Source organism: Streptomyces achromogenes, from assembly GCF_030816715.1.
Taxonomy (GTDB): domain Bacteria; phylum Actinomycetota; class Actinomycetes; order Streptomycetales; family Streptomycetaceae; genus Streptomyces; species Streptomyces achromogenes_A.
On sequence record NZ_JAUSYH010000001.1, the window covers coordinates 2,346,769 to 2,360,716 of the forward strand.

Annotated in this window: 14 protein-coding genes; 3 read left to right on the forward strand and 11 right to left on the reverse strand. The window is 71.5% G+C overall.

What is annotated here, in order from left to right:
* Positions 1-22 precede the first annotated feature (22 nt).
* The 4 genes from QF032_RS10630 to QF032_RS10645 form a co-directional block, all read right to left on the reverse strand.
* Positions 23-2,038, reverse strand: coding sequence for an FUSC family protein (locus QF032_RS10630; protein ID WP_307055878.1), 2,016 nt, complete (start codon positions 2,036-2,038; stop codon positions 23-25).
* Between the two features lie 319 nt (positions 2,039-2,357).
* Entirely contained in the window at positions 2,358-2,735 is a 378-nt protein-coding gene (locus QF032_RS10635) for a hypothetical protein (RefSeq protein WP_307041848.1), read from the reverse strand.
* Between the two features lie 253 nt (positions 2,736-2,988).
* Complete coding sequence (locus QF032_RS10640) at positions 2,989-3,732, reverse strand: aspartate/glutamate racemase family protein (RefSeq protein ID WP_307041850.1); 744 nt, start codon at positions 3,730-3,732, stop codon at positions 2,989-2,991.
* 14 nt (positions 3,733-3,746) lie between these two features.
* Complete coding sequence (locus QF032_RS10645; RefSeq protein WP_307055880.1) at positions 3,747-5,225, reverse strand: NCS1 family nucleobase:cation symporter-1; 1,479 nt, start codon at positions 5,223-5,225, stop codon at positions 3,747-3,749.
* 154 nt (positions 5,226-5,379) lie between these two features.
* Between QF032_RS10645 and QF032_RS10650 the strand changes: the two genes are divergently transcribed.
* Positions 5,380-6,048, forward strand: a complete 669-nt coding sequence (locus QF032_RS10650) for a GntR family transcriptional regulator (RefSeq protein ID WP_307055882.1) — start codon at positions 5,380-5,382, stop codon at positions 6,046-6,048.
* A gap of 113 nt (positions 6,049-6,161) precedes the next feature.
* On the opposite strand, the gene QF032_RS10655 is transcribed toward QF032_RS10650, so the two are convergent.
* From QF032_RS10655 to QF032_RS10665, 3 genes are all read right to left on the reverse strand, one after another.
* Entirely contained in the window at positions 6,162-6,974 is an 813-nt protein-coding gene (locus QF032_RS10655; protein WP_307055884.1) for a uracil-DNA glycosylase, read from the reverse strand.
* A gap of 77 nt (positions 6,975-7,051) precedes the next feature.
* A complete protein-coding gene (locus QF032_RS10660) occupies positions 7,052-7,495 on the reverse strand; it encodes a DoxX family protein (RefSeq protein WP_307055886.1) in 444 nt (147 codons plus the stop codon).
* Positions 7,496-7,604: 109 nt separating this feature from the next.
* Entirely contained in the window at positions 7,605-8,291 is a 687-nt protein-coding gene (locus QF032_RS10665) for a class I SAM-dependent methyltransferase (RefSeq protein ID WP_307055888.1), read from the reverse strand.
* A gap of 170 nt (positions 8,292-8,461) precedes the next feature.
* On the opposite strand from QF032_RS10665, the gene QF032_RS10670 reads away from it, so the two are divergent.
* Positions 8,462-8,728 carry a DUF6343 family protein gene (locus tag QF032_RS10670; protein WP_307055890.1) on the forward strand — a complete coding sequence of 89 codons (267 nt, stop codon included), beginning with the start codon at positions 8,462-8,464 and terminating at the stop codon, positions 8,726-8,728.
* Positions 8,729-8,738: 10 nt separating this feature from the next.
* Here the strand turns inward: QF032_RS10670 and QF032_RS10675 are convergent, their stop codons facing one another.
* From QF032_RS10675 to rpsA, 4 genes are all read right to left on the reverse strand, one after another.
* Entirely contained in the window at positions 8,739-9,119 is a 381-nt protein-coding gene (locus tag QF032_RS10675) for a tetratricopeptide repeat protein (RefSeq protein WP_306953263.1), read from the reverse strand.
* A gap of 50 nt (positions 9,120-9,169) precedes the next feature.
* Entirely contained in the window at positions 9,170-9,790 is a 621-nt protein-coding gene (coaE, locus tag QF032_RS10680) for a dephospho-CoA kinase (protein WP_307055892.1), read from the reverse strand.
* A gap of 106 nt (positions 9,791-9,896) precedes the next feature.
* On the reverse strand, positions 9,897-10,835 hold the full coding sequence (locus tag QF032_RS10685; RefSeq protein ID WP_306953261.1) for a PAC2 family protein: 939 nt from the start codon (positions 10,833-10,835) through the stop codon (positions 9,897-9,899).
* 202 nt (positions 10,836-11,037) lie between these two features.
* Complete coding sequence (gene rpsA / locus QF032_RS10690; protein ID WP_057580242.1) at positions 11,038-12,543, reverse strand: 30S ribosomal protein S1; 1,506 nt, start codon at positions 12,541-12,543, stop codon at positions 11,038-11,040.
* Positions 12,544-12,917: 374 nt separating this feature from the next.
* Between rpsA and QF032_RS10695 the strand changes: the two genes are divergently transcribed.
* Positions 12,918-13,742, forward strand: a complete 825-nt coding sequence (locus tag QF032_RS10695) for a class I SAM-dependent methyltransferase (protein WP_373430466.1) — start codon at positions 12,918-12,920, stop codon at positions 13,740-13,742.
* The last annotated feature ends 206 nt before the right edge of the window (positions 13,743-13,948 follow it).

Below are 13,948 nucleotides of genomic sequence, written 5' to 3' on the forward strand. Positions count from 1 at the left end.
CTCCTCGCCGTCGCGGAGATCCTCAGCCCGGGGCGGACAGGTTCGCCCGCGTCGCGGAAGGCAGGGAAGGCGCCGGGCCGGGCAGCCCCACCCGTGCGCTGCCCGCCGCGAGTTCGCCGAGGAGCTCGGTGAGGCGTTTCCGGTGCCGGGTGGTGAGCCGTCCCGTGTCGTCGAGGTGGACCGCGCAGGCGGTGGCCGTGTCGACGAGCCGTTCCAGGACGGCGGCGACCTCGTCCGTGCCCTTCGAGTGCCGGGCGAGCGCGGGCAGTTCGTGGGCGGCGAGAGCGATGGCGGTGCGAGCCTCGGAAAGCGTGCGGTAGGCCTCCCGGCGCAGCGTCCAGCGGACGGAACGGTCGTCGGAGCCGCCGAGAACCGAGCCGTCGTCGGAACCGCCGAGTACGGAGGTTCCGAGAACCGAGCCGCCGTCCGACCCGCCGAGTACAAAGGTGCCGGGAACCAAGCCGTCGTCGGAACCGCCGAGGACGTGGGCGAGGTAGGCGTAGGCGGCGTCCGCGGCCGTGGCGAGTTGGGCGCGCACCTGCCCGCCGCGCTCCGCCGGCATCGGCAGATGCCCGACGATCAGCACGATCGCGCAGGCCAGCAGGGTCTCCACGATCCGGCTGACCGAGGCCTGCGGCTCCCCGCCCACCATCACCAGCGCCAGCACGAGGACGGTGGCAACGGCGGTCTGCGCGGCGAAGTGCCGGGTGGCGACCGGTATCAGCGCACCGCATACGGCGACCAGCGCGACCAGTCCCTCCGGCCGGGGCAGCACGGCGGCGAAGCCGGCGAAGAGCAGCGCACCGAGCACGGTCCCCGCCGCCCGGCAGAGGACCCGGGACACCAGGGGCCCGAGGTCGGGTTTCACCAGGAAGACGGCCGTGGCGGGCAACCAGTACCAGTGCGGGTGCCGCCCGTACCCGTGCGAGTGGTACAGGGCCTGGGCGACGGCGACGGCGGCGCCGAAGGACAGCGCGACCCGCAGCCCGTACTCGCGGCCGCCCGCCCCGAACGCGGCGCGCAGCAGGTCGCGTGCGCCGCGCCGCCGGGTGTGCAGATCGCTTCCACGCCCCTGGTCGAAGGCGTCGGCGGCGTGCAGCAGGGCGTCGTCGAGGGCGCGCAGCGCGGGGGCGGACCGGGAGGGCGCCGGCAGCGGGCCGGTGGGCGCGTTCCGGCGTACGGCGTCGGCGAGCCGGCGGGGTCCGACGGAGGCCCGGTCCGAGAGCGGTTCCCCGGTCCAGGCCAGCGCGGTCGCGGCCTCGGCGAGCGGCAGTGCGGCGCCGTACTGCGCGTGCAGCCGCCGCTCGGCCGCGGAGCCCGCCCGGCGGCGCAGCCGGGGCCCGGCCAGGGCGTCCTGGGCATGGTCGAGGGCGGCGGTGAGCGCGGCCCGGCGCTCGGTGGCGCGCCCCGTGCCGACGGTGTCGAGCAGCTCCGCGACGGCGTCGTAGACGCGGGCCACCGCGTCCCGCTCCCCGTCGAAGCGGAAGTCGCCGGCCAGCGCGCCCGGCGTGGGCAGGGCGAGCCGCAGTGCCAGCAGCCACCCCGCCCCCGCGAGGTAGGCGAGGGCACGCGTCCATCCCGCCTCCGGCAACGGCATCCCGGCCCCGACCGCCGCGCCGACCAGCAACTGCGTACCCGCCGCGGAGGCGACCGGCCCGATCGCGCTCATCCCGCCGGCGACGAGCCCGAGGCCGGTCAGGACCGCCGTCAGCGCGACGGCCCCCAGCCGGTCCCCGCCGTACGTGCCGACGACCAGTCCGGCCGCCCCGGCGAACGCGGGCGCCCCCAGCCGCTTGACGGAGGCACGCCGGCTGCCGGGCCGGTCGTTGATCCCGGCGAGCATGGCGGCGATGGCGGCGACGACCCCGAGGGAGATCTGGCCGGCGAGCAGGGCGGCCAGGAGAAGGGGGCCGGCCGACAGCGCTCCGCGGGTGACCGCGCTCCACGGCACCGGCCCGCGCTGGGTGCGCAGGGCGTGGGAGAGCCAGGGCGGCAGAACGGCATGTGCGCGAGCGGGAATGTGCGGGCGCGGGAACACGGAGCTCCTGTCGGGGCGAGGGCGGGGTGCGCCTTCGGGCGACGGTGGCCGGGGCGGTCAGCGGTGAGCTGCGGTGTCCACGGTAGGTGGTGGTTCTGTGCGAAGCGGGGCCGTTGCGTTGCGACGAGGTGACGGCTGCGACCGATCCCGGGTTCTTTATGAACGCAACGCCCGAAGAGCGCCTCTGGTACCGAAACGGGGCGTCCCGTCCGATCCACCCGCTCCTCCCGCCGGGCGGGGCGCACGGGCGGGGCGCACCGCGCCGGCGTCGTCGTCGACCCTCACGCGCACGGCCTTGCCTGCGTCGTGCCGGTCAGCATCACCACAGGTTCTGGTGACGGTGGCGGGTCGGCGGATGGTCCAGTTCCTCGGCCTCGGCGAGGAGAGCGCCGGGCGGAGCCGCACGCAGACGGTTGCGGGCGGTCGAGCGGAAAACGGCCAGGGCCGCGCGGGCACGCCGCTCGTAAGGGCCGTCGACCTTCTCGTTCAGGCTCCGGGGGAAGGTGTGGGCGCGGAACGCCCGGACCAGCAGTACGGGCGTCGGACGTCGCCCCTCACGCCGCGCACGGGTCAAGTCCGCGGCGCGGTAACGGAGTTCCGCGAGACGGTGCCCGGTGACGAGGTGCCCGCCCCCGACCGGCAGGTCAAGGGGCTCGACGCGATGCCGGGGAGGGACGTGATGGACGGTTCGGGACATGGCAGACCTCCTGCGGCCCGCCGGGACTTCCGGCGTGGCCCGCTAGAAGTCCGCCGCCGTGAAACGGCCCAGGTTCTTGCTGCGCATGGCAGAAGCCTGGCGAAGACGGTCCGCGCTGTCCAACGGTTAAATCGCCGCGGGTGCGCCTCAGCGGCGTGATCGGCAGCGGCGCGGGCGGAGGTGACTCCGTGAGCCGTCAGCTGCCGCGCCCGCTCCGGGACCGGCGCCCGCGCCTCACCCTGCCGGCCTCACGTCACGGGACGGACGGCCCCGGGCCGTCCGTCCGTGCGGGCCGCCATGTCCTTCCCTTGGGCTCCGGTTTCGCGAAGCTCCCCGCCCGGCTGGTCGTCAGGCCCAAGCCCACCAGCCCCTCCGCCAGCTTCACCGCCGCCCCCACCCCGTCGACGACCGGAAGCCCCAGCTTGTCCTCCACCGTCCGCTGGAGTCCCGTCATCCCGGCGCACCCGAGGACCAGCACCTCGGCCCCCGCCTGCCGGGCCCGTTCGGCCGCGGCCAGGAAGGCAGCCTGGGTGCGCCCGGAGTCGCCGAGGTCGAGAACGCCGAGCCCGGTGCCGACGACGGCGGCGCAGTTGCGGCCCACTCCGGCGAGCTCCAGGCTGTCCTCGATCTGACCGCAGGAGCGCTCCAGCGTGGTCACCACCCCGTACCGGCGCCCGAGCAGACACGCCAGATGCGCCGCGGCCTCGGTGATGTCGACGACGGGCACGTCGACCAGCTCCCGCACGCCCTCCCGGCCGTGCTCGCCGAAACCGGCCATGACGACGGCGTCGTAGGGCGGTCCGTCATAGGTCCGCAGCGCGTCCATGACCGCCGTCGCGGAGAGATAACTGTCCAGCCAGCTCTCCGCCGACTCGGGCCCCCACGCGGGGGTCAGCCCGGTCACGGCGGTGCCCGGGCCTGCCGCGGCCCGGGCGCCTCGTACGATCTCCTCGGTCATCTCCCGCGTGGTGTTGCAGTTGGTGACGACGATCCGCACGTTCCGCACCCTGGTCAGACCTCCACCGGCTTCTCGTCGACGGCCACGGCGCCGGGCGTCCGCTCGTCGCGGCACAGCAGGACGTAGAGGCCGGCGCCGAGGGCCGTCCCGATGAACCAGGAATAGGGAGCGACGTCGCTGAACGTCTTCACCAGCGCGAGGACCGCCGCGACCGCCGCGGAGGGCAGGAACGCCCACAGGGCGCGGGGGTTGACGCCCTTGCGGTAGTAGTACCGGGAGCCGGGCCGGCCGTCGAACAGTTCCTGCACGTCGACCCGGCCGCGCTTCACCCAGTAGTAGTCGACCATGATCACGCCGAACAGGGGGCCGAGGAAGGCCCCGAGGCCGCCGAGGAAGTAGTTGACGACGGTCGGGTTGGAGAAGAGGTTCCAGGGCGTGACGACCAGGGCGGCAACCGTGCTGATCATGCCGCCGACCTTGAACGTGATCTTCTGCGGCCAGACGTTGGCGAGGTCGTACGCGGGCGAGACGAAGTTGGCCACGATGTTGACGCCCATGGTCGCGACGGCGAAGGTGAGCGCGCCCAGGACGAGCACCCAGGTGTTGCCGACCTTGGCGACCAGTTCCGCCGGGTCGGTGATGGCCTCGCCGAACACCTCCAGCGAGCCGGCCGTCACGATCACGGAAACCACCACGAAGGCCGTCGAGTTGAGCGGCAGACCCCAGAAGTTGCCGCGCCGGACCGTCCGGTAGTCGGGCGCGAAGCGGGAGAAGTCGCAGAAGTTCAGCATCAGCGTGCCGTAGGTGGCGAGGATCAGGCCGATCGCGCCGAACCACTGCCGCCACTGTTCCCCCACGGAGACCGGGTGCGGGGTGGAGGTGAGCGAGATGGTCCAGCCGGCCTTGGACAGCACCCACACCGCCAGCGCGATCATCACCATCCAGATCGCCGGACCGCAGAAGTCCTGGAACTTGCGCACCGACTCCATGCCCTGGCTGATGATCAGCGCCTGGATCAGCCACAGCGACACGAACGACACCCAGCCGAGCGCGTCGAGGCCCAGGAACGAGCTGTGCGTCCAGGACTCGAGGCCCGGCCAGGCCGCCAGCAGCATCACGTTGACGGCGACCGAGGCGAGGTAGGTCTGGATGCCGTACCACATGATGGCGATCACGGCCCGGATGAGAGCCGGGATGTTGGCTCCCCAGACTCCGAAGCTGATACGGCTGACGACCGGGAAGGGCACCCCGTGCCGCTGGCCGATCCTGCCCATCCAGTTCATGCCGACGTAGATGAGCACGAAGCCCACGAGAAGCGACGTGAAGATCTGCCAGACGTTCATGCCGAGGACCAGCAGACCGGCGGCGAAGGTGTAGTTGCCGAGGTTGTGGACGTCCGACATCCACATGGCGAAGAGGTCGAAGACCTTCCAGTTCCGCTTGTCGGCGGGTGCGAGGTCTTCGTTGGTGAGCCGGGGATCGGGGACGAACGCTGGCGCGCCGGTGACTTCGGCGCTGTCGGCGAGGGACACGGGGCCTCCCTGGGCGAGGGGACGGAGGAGGAGGACTACGACCGGCCGTTTGGTATACCAAACTGTGGACATGGTCCCGCCGTCAAGCGTTCTGACCGATGTCCGTCCCGTTACGGCCCCGTAAAAGCCCCCTCGCATCGGCGAGGATGGGTCCATGACGAAGATCGAACCGCTCGGAGCGGTGCGCGAACGGGTGCTGGGCGCCCTTCGGCAGGAGATCATCGCCGGCAGTCTCCGCCCCGGAGACCGACTCGTCGAGCGTGAGCTCGCCGAACGGTTCGGCGTCTCCAGAGTTCCGGTGCGGGAAGCCATCCGGGCCCTCGTGGCCGAAGGCTTCGTCCTGTTCGAAACCCCGCGCCGTACCGTCGTACGCCCCCTGAGCCCCACCGACGTCAACGAGCTCTTCGAACTGCGCGAGGCCCTGGAGGTCTACGCCGTCGGGCTCGCCGCCGCCCGCGCCACCCCGGAGGACCTCGCCGAGCTGCGCGAACTCCTGACACGGGCGGCGAGCGCCACCGAAGCCGGGGACGCCGAGGCGATCACCGACATCAACACCCGCTTCCACGACCGTCTCCTCGCGATGGCCGGCAACGCCTTGCTGATCTCGGTCATGGAACCCGTCGCCGGACGCCTGCAATGGCTCACCCGACGCAACGAGGAATGGCCCCAGCTCCTCACCGAACACCAGGAGCTCTACGACGCCATCGCTTCCGGCGACCCCGATCGCGCCCGCACCCATGCCCTCCACCATGTGCAGGCCAACTACCGCTCCACCGTGCGGCACCTCTTCGGGCACGTCCCCGAAGCCCCGTCGTCCGCCTGAACCGCGGGGCGCCCCCCGCTGACCATGACGGGTGACCGGTGACCCGCCGTGCGGTTCCCGCCACGCGGCGGGTCACCCGCAACCCGTCGCCCACCAACGGCTGACGCGGCGGACTACTCCGGTCCCGCCGCCCCCGCGGCCTTCCGCAGCACGTCGCACAGCATCTCGGGGGTGAGCCGACCGGTGAAGGTGTTGCGTTGGCTGACATGGAAGCAGCCGAAGACATCGAGACCGTCACCGTCCTGCGGGCCGTCCAGGCGCACCCGCGTTCCGTGCGCGAATCCCGGCCTCGGCCGCGGCACGACCCAGCCCGCCGCGGCGAACGCGGGCAACGCGGCCTGCCAGCCGAAGGCGCCGAGCACCACGACCGCCCGCAACGTCGGTCGCAGCAGCCGCAGCTCCTGTACGAGCCAGGGCCGGCACGCGTCCCGCTCCCCCGGAGTGGGCCGGTTGGCCGGCGGCGCGCAGTGCACCGGCGAGGTGACCCGGACGCCGTACAGCTCCAGGCCGTCGTCGACGGAGACGGCGGTGGGCTGCGAGGCCAGTCCCACGTCGTACAGCGCCTGGTACAGCACGTCCCCGGAACGGTCGCCCGTGAACATCCGCCCCGTACGGTTCCCGCCGTGCGCGGCCGGGGCCAGCCCGACGATCAACAGCCGCGCATCGGCCGGCCCGAACCCGGGAACGGGCCGCCCCCAGTACGTCCAGTCCGCGAACGCCGCCCGCTTGTCACGCGCCACCTCTTCCCGCCAGGCCACCAGCCGAGGACACGCCCCACACCCCGCGACACGCCGGTCAAGCTCCACAAGGGCCGGCCCGGACCCGCCCCCCGCCTCGACGGGAACGGCAAAACGACCGGAGCGACCCGAGCGGGCGCGGGGAGTGCCGGGTGAGTCGGGGGTGTGGGAGGCGTCGGAGGCGTCCATGCCTCCACCGTAAGACCACCTCGAGCAACCCTGGGGGGCCTCCCCCTCCCCTCCCCCTCTCCCCCACCCCCTCCCCGTCACCCCCGGCGTCGGGCAAGCCTCAGCAGTCCCGCGTTCGACTCGCGTCGGGTCCAGGCGATGAGCGCGAGCGGCACCAGCAGGACGAGCGGTGTCGCCGCGTTCTGCCCGTCGAAGACCGTGACCTGGACGACGAACGCCCCCACCATCAGCGCCGCCAGTCCGATCGCCGCCACGGACTGGAGGACCGGGACCAGCAGGGCGACCGCACCGGCGAGTTCGAGAGCGCCGATGGTGTACATGCCGGCGCTGCCCCAGCCCAGCGTGTCGAAGGCCTCGGAAGCCGACGGGTGCGCGATCAGCTTCGGCAGCGCGCTGGCGATCCCGTAGAACAGCGCGAGGATCACCTGCAGGCCCCGCAGCGCGATCCTGGCGCGGCGGCCGCCGGTGGGAACGGAGGGGGAGTCCGTCGCGGGGGTGAGCGGAGCGGTGGTGTCGGACATGGGGTTCTCCTGTGGTGAGCGGTCCGCAATGGTGTCGCCTGTCGCAGAGGTAGACCGGCCTCCGGCACACAACTCATCGCCTCACACCAGGTTTTCCCGCCCTGTCGGGTTACCGTGCCGTCATCGGCACCGCCCGCACCCAGACCCTGTCCTCGGTCAGGTACCGGTCCACCCGCAGGCCGGCTTCGGCCAGTGCCTCCTCGAACTGTTCCCGGGTCAGGGGCCTGGACAGGAAGGTCTGTGTCCAGACGGCGCCGGAGAACTCGTACTCCGCGTGCACGGAGCGGACGCCGTCCCCGGCGGGCTCGGCGGAGACGATCCGCGTCGTGAAGCCGCTGGGGTAGACCCGTTCGCGGGGCAGGTCGGTGTGGTAGTCCTCGCCCTCGCGTTGCATCAGCACGCATCCGCCCTCGGCGACATGGCGTGAGCACGTGCGCAGCAGCCCGCGCCGGACCTCGACGTCTCCGCTGTGCACGAGGAAGGAGGCGAGCATGACCACGTCGAACGTCTCGCCCAGGTCGAGGTGCTCGATGGGACCGCATATCGTGCGTGCTCCGCGGACGTGTTCCAGCATCTCGGCGGATTCGTCGACGGCGGTGACGGTGAATCCTCGCTGCAGCAGCGCGTGGGTCACTCGCCCGACGCCGCTGCCGAGCTCGAGGATGTGGGCGCCGGCGGGTGCCGCCGTCGCGATGACGTCCGGCTCGTTCCCGACCGGGAGCCGGGTGTAGACCTCGACCGCGCAGCCGTCGGGGGTGATCGCACCGGGGCCGGTTCCCTTGTATCCGTCGCGCATTCCTCGTGTCATACCCGTCCAACGGGCGGGTTGCCGGGGGCCGTTCCCGCTCTGCGCCGGTTCACCCGTTCGAGGGATGACCCGCTGTTCGAGGGCACCTGTGGGAGCGCGAGGGCCTGTGGATGACGTCGGGGCGGAGGAGTACGTTGAGATGAGGAGCGGTGATCGGGATGCGTACGGGCAGTGAGCCGACGACAGCGCGCAGTGCGCTGCGGATGCGTCTGTGGCTGTCCCTGTGGGGACTGGCCTGGGCGGTCTTCGGGACGGCCGCGTTCGCCGTGGTGGGGCGCACGGGGTGGGCGGCGGCCTGCGGGGTGCTGTGGCTGGTGATCACCGTCGACGTGGTGGTCGTCGTCAGGCACCTGCGGCAGGGCCCCCACTACCAGCCCGGCCGGGACGTTCCTCCGTACCGGCCGCCGGAGCGTCGTCCGTGGTGAAGGGCCCGCTTCAGCTGTCGAAGCGGGCGGCCTTCAGGTACTCGGGGTTGGGGTCCAGTGCGGCGGCCAGCCGGAAGTGACGTTTGGCCTGGTCGCCGCGGCCCTGTCGCTCGTAGGTGCGGCCGAGTGCGAAGTGCGCGAACGCGTTGTCCGGCTCCCGCTCCAGCACGACCGTGAACTCCAGCTCGGCGGGGCGCAGTTGTGCGGCGGCAAAGAAGGCGCGCGCCCGCAGGAGCCGGGCGGCGGTGTTCTCGGGGTGTGCGGCGATGACCGAGTCGAGCAATTTCACCGCGCCCCGCGGGTCCCGTGCGGCGAGGAGCTGTTCCGCGGCACGGAAGTCGATGACGTGCGTCTCCGGAGTACGTCCGGTCGAACCTGCGGTATTGGGCACGGAAAAATCCTTCCCTTGCTGGAAGGGTTCAACGCGCGGAGCCGGCGGCGCTATTCCGGGGAGGCCTCGCGCCGTGCGTGTGCTCGGCGCACGAGGTCGTCCCAGACGTCCTGCACGCGTTGTTCGAGTTCCGCCCACGGCACGTCGTTGTCGATCACGATGTCGGCGATCGCCCGGCGGTTCTCACGGGTCGCCTGGGCGGCCATGCGGGCGCGGGCGTCCTCCTCCGTCATGCCTCGCAGCCGGACGAGCCGGTCGAGCTGGGTGTCGGGTCCTGCGTCGACGACGATCACGACGTCGTACAGGGGGGCGAGGCCGTTCTCGGTGAGGAGGGGGACGTCGTGGACGACCACGGCGTCGTCGGGGGCCGCCGTCTCGAGGTCGTGGGAGCGGGCGCCGACGAGGGGGTGCACGATCGAGTTGAGGAGGGCGAGTCGCTCGGGGTCGGCGAAGACGATGGATCCCAGCCGGGGACGGTCGAGGGTGCCGTCGGGCGTCAGCACGTCCTTCCCGAAGGCGTCGACGACCGCCGCGAGACCCGGGGTGCCCGGGGCGACGACCTCGCGTGCGATGCGGTCCGCGTCGATGAGCACGGCTCCTCGCTCGACGAGCAGCCGTGACACCTCGCTCTTGCCGGCGCCGATCCCGCCGGTCAGGCCCACCTTCAGCATGAGCGGTAGCTTAGGGCCTGCCGGCGACGGCGCGCCCGGCGGTCCCGGCCCACCGATTCCCGGGCGCCCGTCCGTGTGCGGCGTCGCCCGGGAGGCAGCGGGCTGCTCAGCCCTCGCCCTCGCGTTCCGCGAGGAAGCGTTCGAATTCCAGCCCGATCTCGTCGGCGGACGGGATGTCGACCGGCTCGGCGAGCATGTTGCCGCGGGTCTCGGCGCCGGCGGCGGCGTCGTACTGGTGCTCGAGGCCCTGGACGAGTGAGGTCAGCTCCTCGTCGCCTTCCTGGATCTGGCGGTCGATCTCGGTCTGCGTGCGGTGTGCGTCCGTGCGCAGGGCGTGGGCGACGGCGGGCAGGACCAGTCCGGTCGCCGCGGTGATCGCCTCGAGGACCGTCAGGGCGGCGTCGGGGTACGCGGAGCGGGCGATGTAGTGCGGCACGTGCGCGGCGACGCCCAGGATGTCGTGGCCGGCTTCCATCAGGCGGTACTCGACGAGCGCCTCGGCGCTGCCGGGGACCTGGGCCTCGTCGAAGGGGCTGCGGTGGCCGGGCATGAGGTCGGTGCGGTTGCCGTGCGGGGTGAGGCCCACGGGTCGCGTGTGCGGTACGCCCATGGGAATGCCGTGGAAGTTGACGGACAGGCGGACGCCGAGCCGTTCGATGATCTGCTGTACGGCGGCGGCGAAGCGCTCCCACTCGACGTCCGGCTCGGGGCCCGACAGCAGGAGGAAGGGCGCGCCGGTGGTGTCCTGGAGGAGCCGTACCTCGATGGCCGGTTCCTCGTACTCGCTCCACCGGTCGCGTTTGAAGGTGAGCAGCGGGCGGCGGGCGCGGTAGTCGACGAGCCGGTCGTGGTCGAAGCGGGCGACGAGTTGGTGGGGCAGCGAGTCGAGCAGCCGCTCGACGATCTGGTCGCCGGTCTCGCCCGCGTCGATGTATCCGTCGAAGTGGTAGAGCATGACAAGTCCGGCCGACTCCTGGGCCAGCGCCATGTCGACGACTGCCAGGCCCTTCGGCTCCCATGCGTACAGACTCTGCGGATCAAGCACTTGGACCGCTCCTCCTCGTGTTCCTTTGGAACAACGCCCGTGGCAGCGTGGGCATTCCCGTCCGAGCTCCATGATCGGACGACTCGTGCGGGGCGTGGGCCGCGGTCAGCACCGAGGGCCCGCACCTCGAAAGGTGCGGGCCCTCGGCTACGTGCTACGCCTCAGTGGCTGCGATCGCAGCGGTTGCTGCGGTCTGCTGCGATCAGCTCTGGCCGCCGGCCAGCTTCTCGCGCAGCGCGGCGAGCGCCTCGTCCGAGGCCAGCGCGCCGGACGTGTCGGCACCCTCGGAGGAGTAGGAGCCGCCGCCACCGCTGGACGCGGCCGGAGCCGCACCCGCCGTGTCGCCGCCCTCGGCAGCGGCCTTCTCGTCCGCCTCGCGGGACTTGATGACCTGAGCCTGGTGCTGCTCGAAGCGCGTCTGCGCCTCGGCGTACTGGTTCTCCCAGACCTCACGCTGCGACTCGAAGCCCTCGAGCCAGTCGTTGGTCTCGGGGTCGAAGCCCTCGGGGTAGATGTAGTTGCCCTGGTCGTCGTACGACGCGGCCATGCCGTAGAGCGTCGGGTCGAACTCGACCGAGGCCGGGTCGGAGCCGAAGGACTCGTTGGCCTGCTTCAGCGACAGCGAGATCCGACGACGCTCGAGGTCGATGTCGATGACCTTGACGAAGATCTCGTCGTTGACCTGGACGACCTGCTCCGGGATCTCCACGTGGCGCTCGGCCAGCTCGGAGATGTGGACCAGACCCTCGATGCCCTCGTCCACGCGGACGAACGCACCGAACGGAACCAGCTTCGTGACCTTGCCGGGCACGACCTGGCCGATCTGGTGGGTGCGGGCGAACTGCTGCCACGGGTCTTCCTGGGTCGCCTTCAGCGACAGGGAGACGCGCTCGCGGTCCATGTCGACGTCGAGGACCTCGACCGTGACCTCCTGGCCGACCTCGACGACCTCGGAGGGGTGGTCGATGTGCTTCCAGGACAGCTCGGAGACGTGGACCAGACCGTCGACGCCACCCAGGTCCACGAAGGCACCGAAGTTGACGATCGAGGAGACGACGCCGGAGCGGACCTGACCCTTCTGGAGGGTCGTGAGGAACGTCTGGCGCACCTCGGACTGGGTCTGCTCCAGCCAGGCGCGGCGGGACAGGACCACGTTGTTGCGGTTCTTGTCCAGCTCGATGATCTTGGCCTCGAGCTCCTTGCCCACGTAGGGCTGGAGGTCGCGGACGCGGCGCATCTCGACGAGGGAGGCCGGCAGGAAGCCACGGAGGCCGATGTCGAGGATGAGACCACCCTTGACGACCTCGATGACGGTGCCGGTGACGATGCCGTCCTCTTCCTTGATCTTCTCGATCGTGCCCCAGGCGCGCTCGTACTGGGCGCGCTTCTTCGAGAGGATCAGGCGGCCTTCCTTGTCCTCCTTCTGGAGAACAAGGGCTTCGATCTCGTCACCGACGGCGACGACCTCGTTGGGGTCGACGTCGTGCTTGATCGAGAGTTCGCGGCTCGGGATGACACCTTCGGTCTTGTAACCGATGTCGAGCAGGACCTCGTCCCGGTCGACCTTCACGATGACGCCGTCGACGATGTCGCCGTCGTTGAAGTACTTGATCGTCTCGTCGATCGCGGCGAGGAAGGCTTCCTCGTTACCGATGTCGTTGACCGCAACCTGCGGGGTGGTGGCGGTGGTCTCGGTGCTGCTCGTCATGTGGGAAAGGGCTCCGGTTACGGACAGAAAGTCGTAGGTACTGCTACGCCGGGAGCCCGTGTCGCTCTGAAGAAGCCGGACAGCCAAGGACGCGCCCCACCAGGAACCGGTGACGACGCCTCGAAAACCGAGGGACATACAACAGATGCGAGCGCAGCCTGCTACGTCTGAGGTGCGCAGGCTCGCAGCGCAACTTGTAGCATACGGGGGCAGCCGGGCAGGGTCAATGCGCGAAGGCGCACACCCGGGGCGGAACACCGCATACCCGGCACACAACCTTTCTCCTGAGGCCATGCAGGCCGCAGGAAGCCCCTCCGGCGACACCTCGGTGCGCCGTCGGGCGGGTTGCACGGAAGAGTACGACGAGGGAGCCCATCATCCAAGAGCCCGCATCGTCCGAGCCGGCCCTCGAGCCGGAAGCCACCCGACGCGACGCCGACGTCGCCGAGAGCTCCCGGGCCAACCGGGGCTGGTGGGACCGCAACGCGGACGAATACCAGGTCGAGCACGGCACCTTCCTCGGCGACGACCGCTTCGTGTGGGGACCCGAGGGTCTGGACGAGGTGGAGGCCGAGCTGCTCGGCCCGCCGGAGGAACTGAAGGGACGGTCGGTCCTGGAGATCGGCGCGGGTGCGGCGCAGTGCGCGCGCTGGCTGGCCGCGCAGGGCGCCCGTCCGGTCGCCCTGGACCTCTCCCACCGGCAGCTCCAGCACGCGCTGCGCATCGGCGGCTCGTTCCCGCTGGTGTGCGCCGACGCGGGCGCGCTGCCCTTCGCGGACGCCTCCTTCGACCTGGCCTGCTCGGCGTACGGAGCGCTGCCGTTCGTCGCCGATCCGGTGCTGGTGCTGCGGGAGGTGCGGCGGGTGCTGCGTCCGGGCGGGCGCTTCGTGTTCTCGGTGACCCACCCGATCCGCTGGGCGTTTCCCGACGAGCCGGGTCCCGAGGGCCTGTCCGTGTCCGCCTCCTACTTCGACCGCACTCCCTACGTCGAGCAGGACGATCAGGGCCGCGCCGTGTACGTGGAGCATCACCGCACGCTCGGCGACCGGGTCCGCGACATCGTGGCGGGCGGCTTCCGGCTGGTGGACCTGGTCGAGCCCGAGTGGCCGGCCTGGAACTCGTCGGAGTGGGGCGGCTGGTCCCCGTTGCGCGGAAACCTGATCCCGGGGACGGCCGTCTTCGTCTGCGAGCGCGACTAGGGCGAGCGTGCGTGCCAGACGCCGCCGGGCAGGCGGGACTTTCGAAACACGCCCCTGGCCAGGGACGTGTCCGACCGTGCCCGACCGCTCGCTCCGCCCTGCCGTCCCGTCGCGCCTCGCTGTCCATCGCGCCCGTCCGCCTACGCGCGCGTTCGTATACGGCCGTCCGCGCACGCGCGCGTACGTGCAGGGAGGGCGGGGCGTAC

What these genes read in the sequence shown, in the direction of transcription:
- QF032_RS10655 (WP_307055884.1), bottom strand. Translation starts at nt 6,974, where the DNA reads ATGGACGCCTCCGACGCCTCCCACACCCCCGACTCACCCGGCACTCCC.
- QF032_RS10650 (WP_307055882.1), top strand. Translation starts at nt 5,380, where the DNA reads ATGACGAAGATCGAACCGCTCGGAGCGGTGCGCGAACGGGTGCTGGGC.
- QF032_RS10665 (WP_307055888.1), bottom strand. Translation starts at nt 8,291, where the DNA reads ATGCGCGACGGATACAAGGGAACCGGCCCCGGTGCGATCACCCCCGAC.
- coaE (WP_307055892.1), bottom strand. Translation starts at nt 9,790, where the DNA reads ATGCTGAAGGTGGGCCTGACCGGCGGGATCGGCGCCGGCAAGAGCGAG.
- QF032_RS10670 (WP_307055890.1), top strand. Translation starts at nt 8,462, where the DNA reads ATGCGTACGGGCAGTGAGCCGACGACAGCGCGCAGTGCGCTGCGGATG.
- QF032_RS10635 (WP_307041848.1), bottom strand. Translation starts at nt 2,735, where the DNA reads ATGTCCCGAACCGTCCATCACGTCCCTCCCCGGCATCGCGTCGAGCCC.
- rpsA (WP_057580242.1), bottom strand. Translation starts at nt 12,543, where the DNA reads ATGACGAGCAGCACCGAGACCACCGCCACCACCCCGCAGGTTGCGGTC.
- QF032_RS10660 (WP_307055886.1), bottom strand. Translation starts at nt 7,495, where the DNA reads ATGTCCGACACCACCGCTCCGCTCACCCCCGCGACGGACTCCCCCTCC.